At 68.5% G+C, this 16,788-nt stretch carries 9 protein-coding genes and 1 riboswitch; of the genes, 3 read left to right on the top strand and 6 right to left on the bottom strand.

Going from position 1 to position 16,788, the window contains the following annotated elements; genetic code table 11:
• Positions 1-62: 62 nt before the first annotated feature.
• The 6 genes from D2E24_RS03045 to thiM form a co-directional block, all read right to left on the bottom strand.
• Positions 63-1,619: a glycoside hydrolase family 32 protein gene (locus D2E24_RS03045; protein WP_125967861.1), complete on the bottom strand. Its 1,557-nt coding sequence runs from the start codon at positions 1,617-1,619 to the stop codon at positions 63-65.
• A gap of 125 nt (positions 1,620-1,744) precedes the next feature.
• Positions 1,745-3,079, bottom strand: a complete 1,335-nt coding sequence (locus D2E24_RS03040) for an MFS transporter (protein ID WP_125967860.1) — start codon at positions 3,077-3,079, stop codon at positions 1,745-1,747.
• A gap of 386 nt (positions 3,080-3,465) precedes the next feature.
• Entirely contained in the window at positions 3,466-4,539 is a 1,074-nt protein-coding gene (locus D2E24_RS03035; RefSeq protein WP_125967859.1) for a LacI family DNA-binding transcriptional regulator, read from the bottom strand.
• A 92-nt stretch (positions 4,540-4,631) separates the two neighbouring features.
• Entirely contained in the window at positions 4,632-5,006 is a 375-nt protein-coding gene (locus D2E24_RS03030) for a thiamine-binding protein (protein WP_164520976.1), read from the bottom strand.
• Positions 5,007-5,066: 60 nt separating this feature from the next.
• Positions 5,067-6,671, bottom strand: coding sequence for a bifunctional hydroxymethylpyrimidine kinase/phosphomethylpyrimidine kinase (locus D2E24_RS10780; RefSeq protein ID WP_125967857.1), 1,605 nt, complete (start codon positions 6,669-6,671; stop codon positions 5,067-5,069).
• Positions 6,672-6,708: 37 nt separating this feature from the next.
• Positions 6,709-7,632 carry a hydroxyethylthiazole kinase gene (thiM, locus tag D2E24_RS03020; protein WP_125967856.1) on the bottom strand — a complete coding sequence of 308 codons (924 nt, stop codon included), beginning with the start codon at positions 7,630-7,632 and terminating at the stop codon, positions 6,709-6,711.
• A riboswitch (TPP riboswitch) is annotated at positions 7,624-7,727 on the bottom strand. It overlaps the preceding gene by 9 nt.
• 294 nt (positions 7,728-8,021) lie before the next feature.
• Between thiM and D2E24_RS03015 the strand changes: the two genes are divergently transcribed.
• From D2E24_RS03015 to dusB, 3 genes are all read left to right on the top strand, one after another.
• Complete coding sequence (locus tag D2E24_RS03015) at positions 8,022-13,652, top strand: discoidin domain-containing protein (RefSeq protein ID WP_125967855.1); 5,631 nt, start codon at positions 8,022-8,024, stop codon at positions 13,650-13,652.
• Between the two features lie 196 nt (positions 13,653-13,848).
• Positions 13,849-15,324 (top strand): glycine--tRNA ligase, encoded by a 1,476-nt coding sequence (locus D2E24_RS03010; protein WP_125967854.1) that lies wholly within the window; start codon positions 13,849-13,851, stop codon positions 15,322-15,324.
• A gap of 171 nt (positions 15,325-15,495) precedes the next feature.
• On the top strand, positions 15,496-16,728 hold the full coding sequence (gene dusB / locus D2E24_RS03005; protein WP_125967941.1) for a tRNA dihydrouridine synthase DusB: 1,233 nt from the start codon (positions 15,496-15,498) through the stop codon (positions 16,726-16,728).
• The last annotated feature ends 60 nt before the right edge of the window (positions 16,729-16,788 follow it).

Below are 16,788 nucleotides of genomic sequence, written 5' to 3'. Positions count from 1 at the left end.
AGGAGAGGCCGCTTCAGCGGTAGGGGAGGCCGGGAAAGTCCCGGCTCAGGGAATCCCGGACCTTACTCGAGGCCGATGGACTTCAGGTGGTGGATCTTGAGGTTCTCGACCTTAAGCGAGCCGGACTCGGCGACGAGCTTGACGGCGCGCGGGCCTTCGGCGGCGTAGCTGTAGGAGCTGAGCACCTGATGGCCGCCGTTGACGTACACCTCGACGGAGCCGCGGTCGACGAACACGCGCAGGTCCAGCTTGCCGGAGGCGAGCTCGGCGTCGGTCAGCGGGGCGGTGCGGTAGCCCTTGTCGCCGTACTTGACGGCCTGACGGTCGAGCACGACGCGGCCGATCTGATCGTCGTAGGCGACGTACGTGTAGGCGCCGTCCTCGGTGGCGTGGACCTTGATGCCGGAGCGCTCCGCGGTGGAGGCGGCCAGGTCGATCGTCATCTCGATCTCCACGGCCTCGGCGTCGTCGAGCAGCGTCTTTTCGCCGTCGAGCGCGAACTCGACCGTGCCGAAGTCGACGGTGTCCTCGCGCAGCGCCTCGACCTCGGCCACCGGAGCGGTGACGACGTCACCGTCCTCGCCCAGCGTGATCTCGCGCGGCAGGGTCATCTGGCCGCACCAGCCGTCCTGCTGCATCGGGACCGGCTCGACGAACGGGCTCATCCACGCGTGGATGATCTGGCGGCCGTCCTCGCCGCCGGCGTTGAACGACTGCGGCGCGTAGTAGTTGTGGCCGCAGTCCCACGGGCGGAACTCGGTCTCCGGCACGAACGCCTCGCCCGGCGTCCAGGTGCCGATCATGTAGCCGGCGTTGTTGACGTTGCGGTTCATGAAGCCGTGCTTCTTGGCGCCCATGGCGGAGAAGCCGATGACCCACTTCTCGTTGCCGTCCTTGTCCTTGATCGGGAAGAAGTCGGGGCATTCGAGCATGAACACGTCCGGATCCGGATGCTCGAACAGGACGGTCTTGAACGTCCATTCGACCATGTCCTCGGAGGTGTACAGCCACATCTGGCCGCGCTTGTCGGCGGAGGAGACGCCGAAGGTCATGTACCACACGCCTTCGGTCTTCCACACCTTGGGGTCGCGGAAGTGGTGGTCGACCTTGTCGGTCGGGCAGTCGATGATCATGCCGTGCTTGGTGGCGGAGGTCAGCTCGTCGTTGTCCGGGGTGGCGAACATCTGGGCCTGCCAGTCGCCGCCGGTGTTGTCGACGCCGTTCCACCAGCGGTGGCCGGTGTAGTAGAACTTCAGTTCGCCGTTGTCGTCGATGACGGCGGAGCCGGAGAACACGCCGTGCTTCTCCTGCTCGAGCGACGGGGCGAACATGATGGGCTCGCGCTTCCAGGTGACCATGTCGGTGGAGGAGACGTGGCCCCAGTGCATCGGACCCCACTGGGTGCCGTACGGATGCAGCTGGTAGAAGACGTGCCAGCGGCCCTTGTAGTAGCAGGTGCCGTTCGGGTCGTTGATCCAGCCGCCGTTGGAGGCGATGTGGAACTTGGGGTACCAACGGTCGTTGCGGGTCGCGGCGAGGGCTGCGACGCCGGCCTCGGCCTTGGCAAGCTTCTCGGCGTGGTCGGCGATGGGGGTGAGGGTGGGGGTGAAATCGCTCATCGTTGAGTTCCTTTCGGTGGTTCCGGAGGGTTTCGGTTTCGGATTGTTCGGTTTTCGGTTATGGGCGGCGCCCCTTGCGGGGCGCCGGAGTCGGTGTTCCGGCCTTACGGCCGGGATGGGGTGGATCAGGCCTTGGCCGCTTCCATCTGACGCAGCTGCTTGTCAGTGTAGAACGGGTCGCCGCCGACCTCCTGATCGTCGTGCTTGATGATGAAGAAGCCGTAGATCAGCGCCGCGAGCACGATGGCGGAGATCAGCCAGAAGGTGACGCGCGAACCCATGTCGTTGTCCGGCAGGATGCCCTTCATGTAGCCGTGGAATGCGCCCAGCGGGGTGGAGAAGATGATCTGGCCGACCTGCGAGGCGATCTGGAAGCCGACCATGTACAGGGTGGCCGACAGCTTGGTGTCGAAGTGCAGGGTGAAGTAGCGGAACGCCGGCAGGCAGAACAGCGGCACCTCGATGGAGTGGAACAGCTTGACGACGGAGACCATGATCGGGTCGTGGAACACGCCGCACAGGCCGATGCGCAGGAACATGACGGTGGCGCCCAGCAGCAGCGAGTTGCGCACGCCGATCTTCCTCATGATGATCGGCACGACGCCCATCATCGCGGACTCGAGGAAGACCTGGAAGCCGTTGAGGGTGCCGTAGGTGGCGTTGCCGATCTCGGCGGTGGGGAACAGGCCGGCGTAGTAGACCGGGAACATCTGCTGGTCGAACACGACGTAGAAGGTGTTGGTGAACAGCATGAAGACGATGAGGACCCACAGGGTCGGCATGCCGAGCACACCCACCATCTCCTTGAACGTCGGGCCGGACTTCTCGGCCTTCGGGTCGGCGGCCTTCTTCAGCTCGTCCTTCTGCTCGGCCGGAACCCACATCAGGTAGATGCCCAGCATGGCCAGACCGCACGCGGAGCCGACCCAGAAGTTGATCATCGGGTTGATGTTGAACATGAAGCCGGCGCACAGGGCGACGATGGCGTAGCCGAAGGAGCCCCAGGCGCGGGACTGGCCGTATTCGAAGTTGAACTTGCGCGAGTAGCGTTCGGTGACGGCCTCGAGCAGCGAGCAGGCGGCCATGAAGCCGGCCGACAGGACGATGGAGCCGATCAGGGCGCCGATCCAGCGCATGGTGCCGCCGGCGGCGAGCATCGGGTGGTAGATGAACTGGACGAACGGGCCGACGAGCGCGGCGATCACGGAGATCGCGATCACGAGCGTGCGCTTGATGCCGAGCTGGTCCTGGATGGCGCCGTAGGCGAACATGATGACCATGGTCGCCGCGGAGTTGATGGAGTAGATGGTGCCGATCTCGGCATCGCTCAGCTGGAGCGATTCCAGCCAGATGCGGAAGAACGACCACCACACGCCCCACGAGCAGAAGAACATGAAGATGCCGAACGAGCTTTGCAGGTAGGAGGGGTTCCTCCACGCCGCGCTCTTGGTTGCTGCCATTGCGTTCCCTTTTCACTCTCTCGCACACGCGTCCACACGCGTGCGATGTTCCATGATTGGTTTTGTAGGGTTCCTCTCCCGGCTGCCGCGCCGTTGCGAGAAATCGTGGCTTCAGTCTAAGTCGTCAAACGATTTACGTCAAACGATTTACGTCGATTCGGGCGTGTCGCGTCAATCGTTTGACGTATTGCTGTGGGAACATGGATGACCGGAGTGCGTCCGGAGGCGGCGTCGCTGCCGCGGCATTCATGGGGGAGTCGGGGAAACGGATACGGCGACGGCCGCCGTCCCGCGGGTATGGGGATGGCGGCCGCCGCCGCGAAGCCGAGCGGGTGGAACCGCGAAGGAGGGCACGAGCCGGACGACCGCCGTCGCCGGCCGGAAGATCAGGCGGGGGAGAGGGCGTCGGACTGAGCCGATCCGCGCACCGACGCCTTCTCCACCAGCGTGCAGTGTACCTTCGCCGGGTTGCATCCGTCGTAGGGCGGCAGCGGCGCCGTCGTGTCCGGCACGTCGAAGCCGGACGGGTCGCGGTCTTCGATCAGCGACACGAGCTTGCACGCCGCCCAGTAGCCCATCTCGTAGTGGGGCAGCTCCACGGTCGTCAGCTGTGGTTCGAGCGTCTCGGCGAAGATGCGATGGTTGTCCACGCCCACCACCGACACGTCGCGGCCGACCGTCAGTCCGCGGCGGGCCGCGCACTCGTACACGTACCAGGCGCGCGCGTCGTTGAAGCAGAAGAAGCCGTCGGGGGACTCGCGGTCGAACAGCGCGTCCACGGCGCGCAGTGCCGGACCGTTGTTGAGCACGTTCGCCACCAGCGCCTCGTCGAAGACACGGCCCGCATCCTCGAGCGCGCTGCGGTAGCCGGCCAGACGGCCCTCCTGGGCGACCATCGGCTCGTCGCATCCGACGTAGGCGATGCGCTCGCAGCCGGCGTCGACCAGCCGCATGGTCGCATCGTAGGCGATGCGGAACTCGTCCGGCTCGATGCTGGGGATGCGGCCGGCACGGTCGGTCGCATCGACCAGCACCAGCGGATAGTCGTCGAGGACGGCCGGCACGTCGACGTAGCGGTTCGACATCTTCGCGTACATGAACCCGTCCACGCCGTAGCGTTTGAGCGTGGCGATCTCCTCGTCCTCGTTCGCCCGGCCGTCGGTGTTGACGGTCAGCAGCATGTAGCCGAGCCGGCTGGCGGCGTCCTGCGCGCCCAGGATGATGCCGCCGGCGTACGGGGTGGTGGCGACCTCCTCGCTCACGAACCCGAGGATGCGGGTCTTGCCGGTGCGCAGCGAGCGGGCCAGCGGATTGGACGTGTATCCGAGCTCCTTGGCGGTGCGGCGGACCTCGGCGGCGACCTCGCTCTTCACCCTGCCTTCGTCGCGCCCGTTGAGCACCAGCGACACGGTCGACACGGACACGCCGGTGCGCTGCGCGATCTCCTTCATCGTCGTCATACCGTCAAACGATACACCCGTGCCGGCGGCGCGGCTCGCCGGGCCGCCTCGGACCCGTACCTGCAAGCCGCGCCGTCGGCACGGATCCGAGGTCAGGCCTCGCGCGCGGCGATGATCTCGTCGACGAGCGCCGCCTTGCGGCTGATCTGCCCCTCGAATCCGGGGCGGATGTCGAGCTTGAGCGACACGCCGGTGCGGTAGCCCTGTTCGGCGAGCTTCATCGTCGCGTCGCGCACGACGCGCAGCACGTCGTCGAGGTCGCCCTCGATGTTGGTGAACATCGCGTTCGTCTCGTTGGGCAGCCCCGAATCGCGGATCACGGCGATCGACTGCGCCACGTATTCGCTCAGCTCCGCGCCGACGCCGCTGGGTGCGATGGCCACGGCGGCCACGGTGTTGATGTACGGACGTCCGGTCTGCGGGTCGACGGGGACCTCCTGACGGACGGCGTTGGGATCGATCGCCATGATGCGCTCCTTGAACTTGAATGTTGGGTTGTGCGGATGGCGGCGGTCGCCGCCACGATGTCAGTCGGCGGGATTGCCGTGCCACGCCCACGCGTGGTCCATCGGCCCGGACCCGTGGCCCAGGTCGAGTTGCGCGTCGAGCGCGCCGGTCAGGTACGCCTTGGCGTGGCGCACCGCGTCCGCCAGCGCGTCGCCCTTGGCGAGGTTCGCCGCGATGGCGCTCGAGAGCGTGCAGCCGGTGCCGTGCGTGTTCGGATTGTCGACGCGCCGTCCATGGATCCACGTCGCCTCGCCGTCGGCGACCAGCAGGTCGTCCGCGTCGGCGACGCCGTGGCCGCCCTTGACGAGCACCGCGCAGCCGAACCGGTCGGCGATGATCCGTCCTGCGGTCTCCATCGCCTCGCGCGACGTGATCTCCTCGGGCAGGGCGGCGTCCTGCGCCCACCGGCCGGCGTCCAGCGTCGGCGCGCCGTCGTGGTCACGGCGGGCGATCAGGTCGAGCAGCACCTGCGTTTCGGGGATGTTGGGCGTGATGACCGCGGCGAGCGGGAACAGCCGTCCGGTGAGCGCGTCGAGCGCGTCGTCGTCGATGAGCTTGGCCCCCGACGTGGCGACCATCACCGGGTCGAGGACGATGTTGCGCGCGCCGTGCGCCTCGAGCCGGTCGGCGATCGCCGCGATCGCGTCGGCGGAGGAGACCATGCCGATCTTGACGGCCGCCGGCGGGATGTCGGCCCAGACGGCGTCGATCTGCGCGGCGATCATCGCGGGGGAGACGTTCTCCACGCCGGTGACGCCCATCGTGTTCTGCGCGGTGATGGCGGTCAGGGCGCTCATCGCGAACACCCCGTTGGCGGTCATGGTCTTCAGGTCGGCCTGCATGCCCGCGCCGCCGGACGAATCCGAGCCGGAGACCGCGAGCACGGGGATCAGCCGGGTCGCGTCGTCGCGGTTGGCGCGCCACGCCTCGACGAGGCGGCGGGCGGCGTCCGCGGGGTCGTCGGCCCCGGCGATCGCCGAGACGACGAACCAGCCGTCGGCGAGGGAGCGCGCCAGCATCGGCACGTCCTCCTCGTGCACGCCGCCGCCGACGACGATCGGGAAGCGGCTGGCGCGGCACAGTGCGTCGATCCGCGGCCCGTCGAGCGTGCCGGGGATGCCGTCCTCGCCCACGATCGCGCAGTCGGGCTTGGTGGCGGTCAGGTGCAGCGGTCCGGCGCCGATGTAGTCGATCGTGCCCTCGGGCAGCGCGTTCGCCGCGTCGATGTGCTCCGGCAGGTCGGCGGACAGGCCGATGATCGCGTCGTCGCCGAGCAGCTCGCGCGCGGCGACCGGGTCCATGTCGCTCTGGCCGATGTGCACGCCGTCGACCTTGATGCCCTCGCGCCGGCACTGCCATGCGGCGTCGACGCGGTCGTCGATGACGAGCGGCACGCGCTCCGAGGCGCCCGCCGCGGCGATCGCGTCCGCGATGCGGCGGGCCATCGCCACGATGTCGCCGGCGTCGCCGGGCTTGGCGCGCAGCTGCACGAACGTGACGCCGCCGGCCAGCGCCGCGGCGACGACGTCCTCGACGGGGCGGCCGTGCGTGTCCTGCGGGCCGAGCACGAGATAGGCGGACAGGTCGAAGCTTGCGCGCATCGATGCGTACGGATGGCGGTTCATGATGCCTCCCTTGGTATGCGGCGTCTCGATGCGCCGGTCAGCGGACGGACGTGCGGTCGATGGGGGAGCCGGCGACCTGCTCGGGCGTCGTGGTCCACAGCGCGTCGAGCAGATGCGTCTGGAAGGATCCGGGTCCCTCGGCGCGCGCCTCGGCGGCCTCGCCGGCGCGGTTGTACAGCAGCGACGCGGCGAGCGCGGCGGTCATCGGGTCGGCGACGGCCAGATAGGTGGCGGTGACGCCGCCGAGCGAGCATCCGGCGCCGGTGATCTTGGTCATGAGCGCGCTGCCGCCGGGCAGCCGGTACACGTCGCGGCCGTCGGTGACGAGGTCGACGGCGCCGGAGACGGCGACCGCGGCCGTGCCGTCGGCGCGGTGCGACGCCATGTGGCGGGCGAGGCGGACGGCGGCGTCGAGCGCCGAGTCGACCTCGTCGACGGATTCGACGCCGGCGGGACGGGTGACGGCCGCATCGTCGTCGGCCGCGTCGGCGAGGCCCCACATCGCGTCGAGGGCGATGATCTCCGACGCGTTGCCGCGGATGACGGTGGGCGGCACGTCGCGGAAGGCGGTGAGGATGGCGGTGCGCTCCGTGCCGATGCCGGCCGCCACCGGGTCGAGCACCCACTTGTGGCCCGACTCGTGGAACGCGTGGGCGATCCGGTCGAGCGCCTCGCGGTAGAACGGCAGCAGCGTGCCGACGTTGACGTAGTCGGCGCCTGAGATGGCGGACGTGGCGATCACGTCGTCGGCCAGGAAGCTCATGGCCGCGGTGCCGCCGGAGGCGAGCTGCGCGTTGGCGACGAGGTTGATGGTCACGAAGTTCGTGAACGATGCGGCCAGCGGCGTGGTCGCCTTGACGTCGCGCACGGCCTGCGCGATGGATTCTCGGATCGGGTCGTCGGCGGCGACGGCGGATGCGACGGACTGGACATGCGAGGCAATATGCGAGAGTTCGCTCATATCACTGCTCCCTACGTAGGTGTCAACCAACAGGTTCTAAGGGTCAGGCCCGAAGCCTTTCTCAACCCGCGTCGCGGGTTCCCCTGCATTACGCCATCGACGCTAGGCCCCCGCGCGGACAACGAGGATGCGTTCGGTCGTCCGAGGCTGCGCCCGGCGTGCGGCCGCGGCGTTCCGTCGTGTTCGCCGGTGGTCGGAGCGGTCCATGTAAAGACAGTTGATTTGAAGATGATTTCCGAATGGGCTGTTCATCCTTCCGGTATGGGTGCTGACTGCTGCAATCGCGTTGAAAACGTTCGTATCGTTGCGGTTCTGCGGCCATGATATAGTCGCATCGTGGGCGACATAGGCGTTGCCTACGTTATTTACAAAAAGAAAAGAGCACCGGTATGACCAATACCAGAACTTTGGCGGGCCGCATCGTCGCATCGGCCGCCGTGCTCGCGCTGTCAGTGCCGATAGGCCTGACGTGCGGGCTGCCGGCGTGGGCTGACGACATCCTGTCCCGCGCCGACTCCACCACCCAGATGAGCTCCGACCCCGAGGTCGTGTACGCGAACGCCGTCACCGGCACCGCGGAACGGAGCATGAACTTCGACGCGAACTGGCGATTCCTGCTCTCCGATTCCGTCTCCGCCCAGGATCCGGGCTTCGACGACTCGCAGTGGCGTCAGATCTCGCTGCCGCACGACTACAGCATCGAACAGGACTACTCGACGTCCGGCGAGGCCGAAAGCGCCTATCTGCCGGGCGGCACCGGCTGGTACCGCAAGCAGTTCACCCTGTCGCGCGACCTGGCCGGCAAGCGCGTCTCGATCGGCTTCGACGGCGTGTACATGAACGCCACGGTGTGGATCAACGGGCATAAGCTCGGCACGCACCCCTACGGCTACTCCCCGTTCTCGTTCGACCTGACCGACCATGCGGTGTTCGGCGGCGAGAACACCATCGTCGTCAAGGTCGAGAACAAAACGCCCTCCAGCCGCTGGTACTCCGGCAGCGGCATCTACCGCTCCGTCACCCTGAACGTCACCGACGCCGTGCACGTCGACACGGGCGGCGTGCGGGTCACGACGCCCGACCTCGCCGCACAGCACGGCGGCGACGTCACGGTGAACCTGGGCGCCGACATCGCCAACGACTCCGGCGCCCCCGTCGAGGTCACGCTGCGCCAGAGCGTGTTCGCCAAGGGAGAGGGGACCGAGCGGGCGATCGGAACGTCCGTCGGCGAGCCGACCACCATCGCGGCGGGAGCATCGGCGCATATCGACTCGACCCTCACGGCGTCATCGCCGAAGCTGTGGAGCACGCAGAACCCGAACCTCTACACCGTGCGCACCGAGGTGATGAGCGGCGACACGGTGCTCGACACCTACGACACCGACTACGGCTTCCGCTGGACCTCCTTCGACGCGGACGGCGGATTCTCCCTCAACGGGACGCCGACCAAGATCAAGGGCGTCTCGATGCACCATGACCAGGGCGCGCTCGGCGCCGTCGCCAACCGCCGTGCGATCGAACGTCAGGTGGAGATCCTCAAGGGCATGGGCGTCAACTCGATCCGCACCACGCACAACACCGCGGCCCGCACGCTCATCGACGTCTGCAACGAGCAGGGCGTCCTCGTCGTCGAGGAGGCGTTCGACACCTGGATCAAGGCGAAGAACGGCAACAGCGAGGACTACGGCAAGTGGTTCTCCGTCGAGGTCGGCGACGGCAACGCCATCGAAGGCGGCGACGCGTCCGGCACCTGGGCGCTGTTCGACCTGACCGCGATGATCCGCCGCGACGCCAACGACCCGTCGGTCATCATGTGGTCGCTCGGCAACGAGATGATGGAGGGCATCAGCGGCTCCGTGAGCGAGTATCCGGACGTCGCCCGCCGGCTCATCGCATGGACGAACGAGGCCGACCCGACCCGTCCGGCCACGCTGGGCGACAACAAGATCAAGGCCGGATGGTCCGAATCGACCGCGATGGCCGACGCGCTGACCGACTCCGACGGCGTGGTCGGCACCAACTACTCATCAGGCGGCAACTACGACAGCGTGCACGCCGCGCACCCCGACTGGCGCCTCTACGGCTCCGAGACCGCGTCGGCCATCAACAGCCGCGGCATCTACGACCGCACCACCGGCGGCTCCCAGACCGCCGACAAGCAGCTGACCTCCTACGACGCGTCGGCCGTGGGCTGGGGCGCCACCGCGTCGAGCGCATGGTACGACGTGATCACCCGCGACTTCGTCGCCGGCGAATACGTGTGGACCGGCTTCGACTATCTGGGCGAACCCACCCCGTGGAACGGCACCGGATCGGGCGCGCAGGGCGCATGGCCGTCGCCGAAGAGCTCCTACTTCGGCATCGTCGACACCGCCGGCCTGCCCAAGGACAGCTACTACTTCTACCAGAGCCAATGGAACGACGACGTGCACACGCTGCACGTCCTGCCCGCATGGAACGAGAACGTCGTGGCCAAGGACTCCCAGGGCAAGGTGCCGGTCGTCGTCTACTCCGACGCGGCCGCCGTCGAACTGTTCTTCACCCCCAAGGGCGGCGAGCGCACCTCCCTCGGCCGCAGGCAGTTCACGACGAAGACCACCGCCGCCGGATACCGGTACCAGGTCTACGAAGGCGAAGGCAAGTCGTCCTCCGCGGACAAGAACCTGTACCTCACCTGGAACGTCCCGTGGGCCGAAGGCACCATCACCGCGGTCGCCTACGACGAGTCCGGCGCCGTGATCGCCGACACCGAAGGCCGCTCCAGCGTGACCACCACCGGCGAGGCCTCCGCGCTCACGGCCGAGGCCGACCGCACCACGATCGAGGCGGACGGCACCGACCTGAGCTACGTCACCGTCGACGTGACCGACGCGGACGGCAACACCGTGCCCGACGCCGCCGATCGCGTGACCTTCGACGTCAAGGGCGCCGGCAGGCTCGTCGGCGTGGACAACGGCAGCTCGCCGGACCACGACTCCTATCAGGCGAACAACCGCCGCGCCTTCAGCGGCAGGCTCGTCGCCATCATCCAGTCCACGGACAAGGCCGGCGACATCACCGTCACCGCCACGGCGGACGGGCTGAAGTCCTCCACCACGACCATCACCACGACGGCCGTGCCGGGAGCGTCCACGGAACGGGCGGTCGACGGACTGTACTACGCGCGCAACTACTACGTGAAGACCGGCAACAGCCCCCGTCTGCCCGACACGATCGAAGTGCGCTACACCGACGGCACCAGCGAACGGCAGGCCGTGACCTGGAACGAGGTGGGCGACGACCAGACGGCCGTGCCCGGCACCTTCACCGTCACCGGTACGGTGGGCGAGCAGACCGCCACCGTGCGCGTCACGATGATCGACGACGGCGGCGCGCTGCTCAACTACTCGGCCACCACGCCGGTGGGCATCGCCCCGGCGCTGCCCGAATCGCGCCCGCTCGTGCTGGCCGACGGCACGGTGACCAACGCCGGCTTCGCCGTCTCCTGGACGACGCCAGACGACTCCGCCTACGCCGAGGCCGGCACCGTGACGGTGCCCGGCACCGCGACCGTCTTCGACAGGACCGTCGACGTGAGCGCGACCATCCGCGTGCAGCAGGAGAGCGTCGCCATCGGCGACTCCGTGTCCGGCTCCGCGCTGAACCTGACGCAGAGCGTGCCCGCTGACCTGCAGACCGACACGCTCGACGCCATCAAGGACGGATCGGCCACGGCCGACCCGAACACGGGCGGCGGCGCCAACCCGTCGGTGTGGACCAACTACAACTGGGCCCAGTCCGGGCGTGACGGATCCGACAAGTCCGAACTCACGTTCGAATACGCCACCCAGCAGAAGTTCGGCCGGTTCGTCATGCACTTCTACACCGACAGCTACAGCGCGCGCCTGCCGAAGAACGTGGACATCCAGGTCTCCGACGACGGCGCCAACTGGACCACGCTGTCCACGACGGCCACCAAGGGCGAGACCAGGGACAACGTCACGCCGTACACCTACGACTTCGCGCCCGTGACCGCGACCTTCGTCAGGTTCGCCATCACGAACAGCGACGAGGCCCTGTCCGGACGCAGGCCGTGCACCGGCATCTCCGAGATCGAACTGAAGCTGGCCGTCACCGACTTCACCACGAACACGGACGCCGGCCTGTCGTCGCTCACGGTCAACGGCACCGACGTCCCCGCATCCGCGCTGGCAGCGGGATCGTGGAACACGCCGGCCATCAGGGCCGACGTCGAGGCGGTCGGCGCCGGCAACGCGTCCGTGACCGTGCTGCCCGCCCACGAGGGCGTGATCCGCGTGATCACCGAATCCGAGGACCACGCCACGCGAGGCGTCTTCGCGGTCAACCTCGGCCGCGAGCAGTCCGACGCCGCCGACTCCGACGCGCGCGACTACCCGGTCTCGGACCTGACCGCGTCCGCCGGCAGCGAGCAGTCCGCCAGCGGCGTCGAAGGCCCCGCCTCCAACACGCTCGACTCGGACGCCTCCACGCTGTGGCACACCAGGTGGTCGAACCCCGCCGCCACGCCCGACCAGTTCTGGATCGCCTACGAGCTGGCCGACGAGACGACGATCGACGCGCTGCGCTACCTGCCGCGCTCCGGCTCCATCAACGGCAAGGTCGGCGAATACAAGGTCGAAGTGTCCTCCGACGGCACCGAATGGCGCACCGTCGCCACCGGCGCCTGGACCTGGGACGATGACGCCGACGGCTGGAGGATCGCCGAATTCGACGAGCCCGCGGCCGCACGGTACGTCCGGCTCACCGGCGTGCACACGCTGGGCGACTCCGGCAACGACAAGTTCATGTCCGCCGCCGAGATCCGACTGCGCCAGGCCCGGGAGACGACCGACATCGCGGCCGCCACGGTCACGATGCCCGACGGGCTGACCGTGGAGAAGGTCGACGCCGACACGCCCGCCGTGTTCGACGAGGACGCCATCGAAGTCGTCGTGGACGGCACGACGCTGCGCTACGGCATCGACTACCTGCTCGACTACGCCGACAACACCGCTCCCGGCACCGCCACGGTCACGATCCGCGGCATCGACGCCTACCGCGGCAGCATCGAACGGTCCTTCGCCATCACGGTCGCCCAGACCCCCGACCCCGAACCGCCGGCCCAGCCGACGCTCGAACGCATCTACGTGCAGACCGCACCCAGACAGCAGTACGCCGAAGGCGACGCGCTCGACGTGACCGGACTGACGCTGACGCTGTCCTACGACGACGGCAGCGAACGGACCGTCGCCTACGACGACGCCACCGCCGGCGACTTCACGTTCGACCCGGCGCCGGGCACCGCGCTCGGCACGTCCGACCGGACCGTGACGGTCACCTACCAGGGATGCGACACCACCTACGAGATCACCGTCTCGAAGCAGCCCGAGCCGGTCGACCCCGACAAGCCGGTCGATCCGGACAAGCCGGTCGATCCGGACAAGCCGGTTGACCCCGACAAGCCGGTCGATCCGGACAAGCCGGTCGATCCGGACAAGCCGGTTGACCCCGACAAGCCGGTCGATCCGGACAAGCCGGTCGATCCGGACAAGCCGGTTGACCCCGACAAGCCGGTCGACCCGGATAAGCCGGTCGATCCGGACAAGCCGACCGACCCGGATACGCCCGGCGACGGCGACAAGGCGCTCGACGCGCTCAGCCAGGCGGTGGCGACCTACGAGGGCAAGCGCCTGCAGGAGGCCAACTACACGAAGGACTCCTGGAAGGCGTACGCCGCCGCACTCGAGCACGCGCGCGACGTGCTCGACCGGAAGGACGCCGACGCGGCCGAGCAGGCGCTCGCCGGACTCGACGCCGCATTCAACGCCCTCGCCCGCAAGGGCGACGACGGCAAGGCCGACGGTGGCGGCTCCGGCACCGGCACCACGGGCACCGGAACGGACGGCCGCAAGCCCGGCCTGTCCTCCACCGGCGCATCCGTGACGGCGCTCGCGGCTGCGGTCATCGCCCTGCTGGGCGCCGGCGTCGCCCTGACCGCCGCCCGCCGACGCAGGGGCTGACCTCCGGCCTGCGGTCCTGATCCGACGGGGGCCGCGGACGAGGCTCCGGTGCGCATCGAACGCACCGGAGCCTCGTCCGCGGCCCCCTCGCCTATGCGGCCCCGCGCTCGCCGCATCGACGGCGGGCCGCGCTGTCACGCGCACTCGATAGACTCGGGGGCGCAAACCCCAAACCGTTCAAACCAGAAGGTGCATTGTGGCTGTTTCCAAACTCGATGAAGTCGTATCCCTCGCGAAGCGTCGCGGGTTCGTGTTCCCCGCCGGCGAGATCTACGGCGGCACCCGCTCCGCGTGGGACTACGGTCCGCTCGGCGTCGCGCTGAAGGACAACATCAAGCGCGAATGGTGGCGCTCCATGGTCGTCACCCGCGGCGACGTGGTGGGCGTGGACACGTCCATCATCCTGCCGCCGGCCGTGTGGGTCGCCTCCGGCCACGTGTCCGTGTTCAACGACCCGCTCGTCGAGTGCCTCAACTGCCACAAGCGCAACCGCGCCGACAAGCTCGAGGAGTCGTACGCCGAGAAGCACGGCGACAAGCTGCCCGAGAACGGCCTCAAGGACGTCGTGTGCCCCGACTGCGGCACCCGCGGCAACTGGACCGAGCCGCGCGACTTCAACATGATGCTGCGCACCCACCTCGGCCCGGTCGAGGACGAGAACAGCCTGCACTACCTGCGCCCGGAGACCGCCCAGGGCATCTTCGTGGACTTCAAGAACGTGATGACCTCCTCGCGCTCCAAGCCGCCGTTCGGCATCGCCAACATGGGCAAGTCCTTCCGTAACGAGATCACGCCGGGCAACTTCATCTTCCGCACCCGCGAGTTCGAGCAGATGGAGATGGAGTTCTTCGTCGAGCCGGGCACCGACGAGGACTGGCACCAGTACTGGATCGACGCGCGCACCCAGTGGTATCTGGATCTGGGCATCAAGCCGGAGAACCTGCGCCACTACGAGCATCCGAAGGAGAAGCTCGCCCACTACGCCAAGCGCACCGTCGACATCGAGTACAAGTTCGGCTTCCAGGGCTCCGACTGGGGCGAGCTCGAAGGCGTGGCCAACCGCACCGACTTCGACCTGTCCGCGCACGCGAAGCACTCCGGCGAGGACCTCAACTACTTCAACCAGGCCACCGGCGAGAAGTACGTGCCGTACGTCATCGAGCCGGCCGCCGGCCTGACCCGCTCCCTGATGGCCTTCCTCGTGGACGCCTACGACGTCGACGAGGCGCCGAACACCAAGGGCGGCGTCGACAAGCGCACCGTCCTGCGCCTCGACCCGCGTCTGGCCCCGGTCAAGGCCGCCGTGCTGCCGCTGAGCAAGAAGCCGGAGCTGCAGACCGTCGCCCAGAACCTGGCCGCCGACCTGCGCCAGAACGAGTGGATGATCGACTACGACGAGGCCGGCGCCATCGGCCGCCGCTACCGCCGCGAGGACGAGATCGGCACCCCGCTGTGCGTCACCGTCGACTTCGACACGCTCGAGGACCAGGCCGTCACGATCCGCGAACGCGACACGATGGCCCAGGAGCGCGTCAGCCTCGACAAGGTGTCCGACTACATCGCCGCGCGCATCGGCGAGAAGCGCGCCCACGTGCCGCAGAAGCCGGTGTCGATGGGCGGCGAGGCGTGGCCGGAGTCCGTCCGCATCGGCGAGGCCGGCGGCCTGTACTGACCGGCGGACGGCATCGGCGGACGCCGATGAACCGTCGGCCGGCGGCGTCATGCGATGCGTGACGCCGCCGGCATATCACGGCCCCCTCCGACGAGGGGGCCTCATCATCCCATTCGTATCGAGGAAGAATCCGTGACAGAACCCATTGACGAGCGCCCCGCGACCGACGCGATGCGAGACACCGTGATCGACGGAACGCACGAGACCGACCGCCTCGACCCGCGTACGGACGCGCCGTCGCGTCCCGGATCGCCGGTGACGATGCCGCCGGTGCGGCTCGGCGCGATCGAGGTGCCGACCCCGGTGGTGCTTTCGCCGATGGCCGGCGTGACCAACTGGCCGTTCCGCGTCCTGTGCGAGGAGTATGGGCCCGACGGCCTGTATGTGGCCGAGATGATCACCGCCCGCGCGCTCGTGGCGCGCAATCCCAAGGCGCTGCGCCTGTGCCGGTTCGCGCCGGGGGAGCGGGTGCGCTCCCTGCAGCTGTACGGCGTCAACCCGGCCATCACCGAGCAGGCGGCGCGCATCGTCGTGGACGAGGGCATGGCCGACCACGTCGACCTGAACTTCGGCTGCCCGGTGCCCAAGGTGACGCGCCGCGGCGGCGGTTCGGCTCTGCCGTGGAAGACCGACCTGTTCACCGACATCATCCGCCGCGTCGTCAAGGTGTGCGAGCCGGCCGGCATCCCGGTGACCGCCAAGATCCGCGTCGGCATCGACCACGAGCACGAGACGTTCCTCGAGGCGGGCCGCATCGCGCAGGAGGAGGGCTGCAGGGCGGTCACGCTGCACGCGCGCACCACCGCCGAATACTACGGCGGGCACTCCGACTGGGATCGCATCGGCGAGCTCGTGGAGGCGCTCGACGTGCCGGTGTTCGGCAACGGCGACATCTGGGGCGCCGAGGACGCGCTCGAGATGGTGCGCGAGACCGGCTGCGCCGGCGTGGCCATCGGCCGCGGCTGCCAGGGGCGCCCGTGGCTGTTCGCCGACATCGCCAACGCGTTCGCCGGCAGCGACGAGCGCGTCGACCCGACGCTGGGCGAGGTGTGCGCGGTCATCGAACGCCATGCGATGCTGCTCACCGAGTTCTACGACGGCGACGAGCGCATGGCCGTGCACGACCTGCGCAAGCACGTCGCCTGGTATCTCAAGGGTTTCGCCGTGGGCGGATCCACGCGCAGGGCGTTCATGGAATGCGAGTCGCTCGACGACGTGCGCCGCGAGATCGGCCGTCTGGACCCGTCGATGCGTCTGCCCGAACGCATCAAGGACAAGCCGCGCGGCCGTGTGCGCTTCGCCAAGAAGGTGCATCTGCCCTACGGATGGCTCGACTCGCGTGAGACCACGCGGCAGGAGCGCGAGGCCCTGTTCGGCGACGACCCGATGGACGCCTCCTACTGACGGAGAACGACGGGGCCGCCGCCGGGCCCCGGCACCGCGCGAAATGCCGGTGCGAAACAC

The sequence above is a fragment of the Bifidobacterium samirii genome (genome assembly GCF_003952945.1).
Lineage (GTDB): Bacteria > Actinomycetota > Actinomycetes > Actinomycetales > Bifidobacteriaceae > Bifidobacterium > Bifidobacterium samirii.
This window is presented reverse-complemented; position numbering and strand designations above follow the sequence as displayed.

What these genes read in the sequence shown, in the direction of transcription:
- D2E24_RS10780 (WP_125967857.1), bottom strand. Translation starts at nt 6,671, where the DNA reads ATGAACCGCCATCCGTACGCATCGATGCGCGCAAGCTTCGACCTGTCC.
- D2E24_RS03045 (WP_125967861.1), bottom strand. Translation starts at nt 1,619, where the DNA reads ATGAGCGATTTCACCCCCACCCTCACCCCCATCGCCGACCACGCCGAG.
- D2E24_RS03030 (WP_164520976.1), bottom strand. Translation starts at nt 5,006, where the DNA reads ATGGCGATCGATCCCAACGCCGTCCGTCAGGAGGTCCCCGTCGACCCG.
- thiM (WP_125967856.1), bottom strand. Translation starts at nt 7,632, where the DNA reads ATGAGCGAACTCTCGCATATTGCCTCGCATGTCCAGTCCGTCGCATCC.
- D2E24_RS03035 (WP_125967859.1), bottom strand. Translation starts at nt 4,539, where the DNA reads ATGACGACGATGAAGGAGATCGCGCAGCGCACCGGCGTGTCCGTGTCG.
- dusB (WP_125967941.1), top strand. Translation starts at nt 15,496, where the DNA reads ATGCGAGACACCGTGATCGACGGAACGCACGAGACCGACCGCCTCGAC.
- D2E24_RS03015 (WP_125967855.1), top strand. Translation starts at nt 8,022, where the DNA reads ATGACCAATACCAGAACTTTGGCGGGCCGCATCGTCGCATCGGCCGCC.
- D2E24_RS03040 (WP_125967860.1), bottom strand. Translation starts at nt 3,079, where the DNA reads ATGGCAGCAACCAAGAGCGCGGCGTGGAGGAACCCCTCCTACCTGCAA.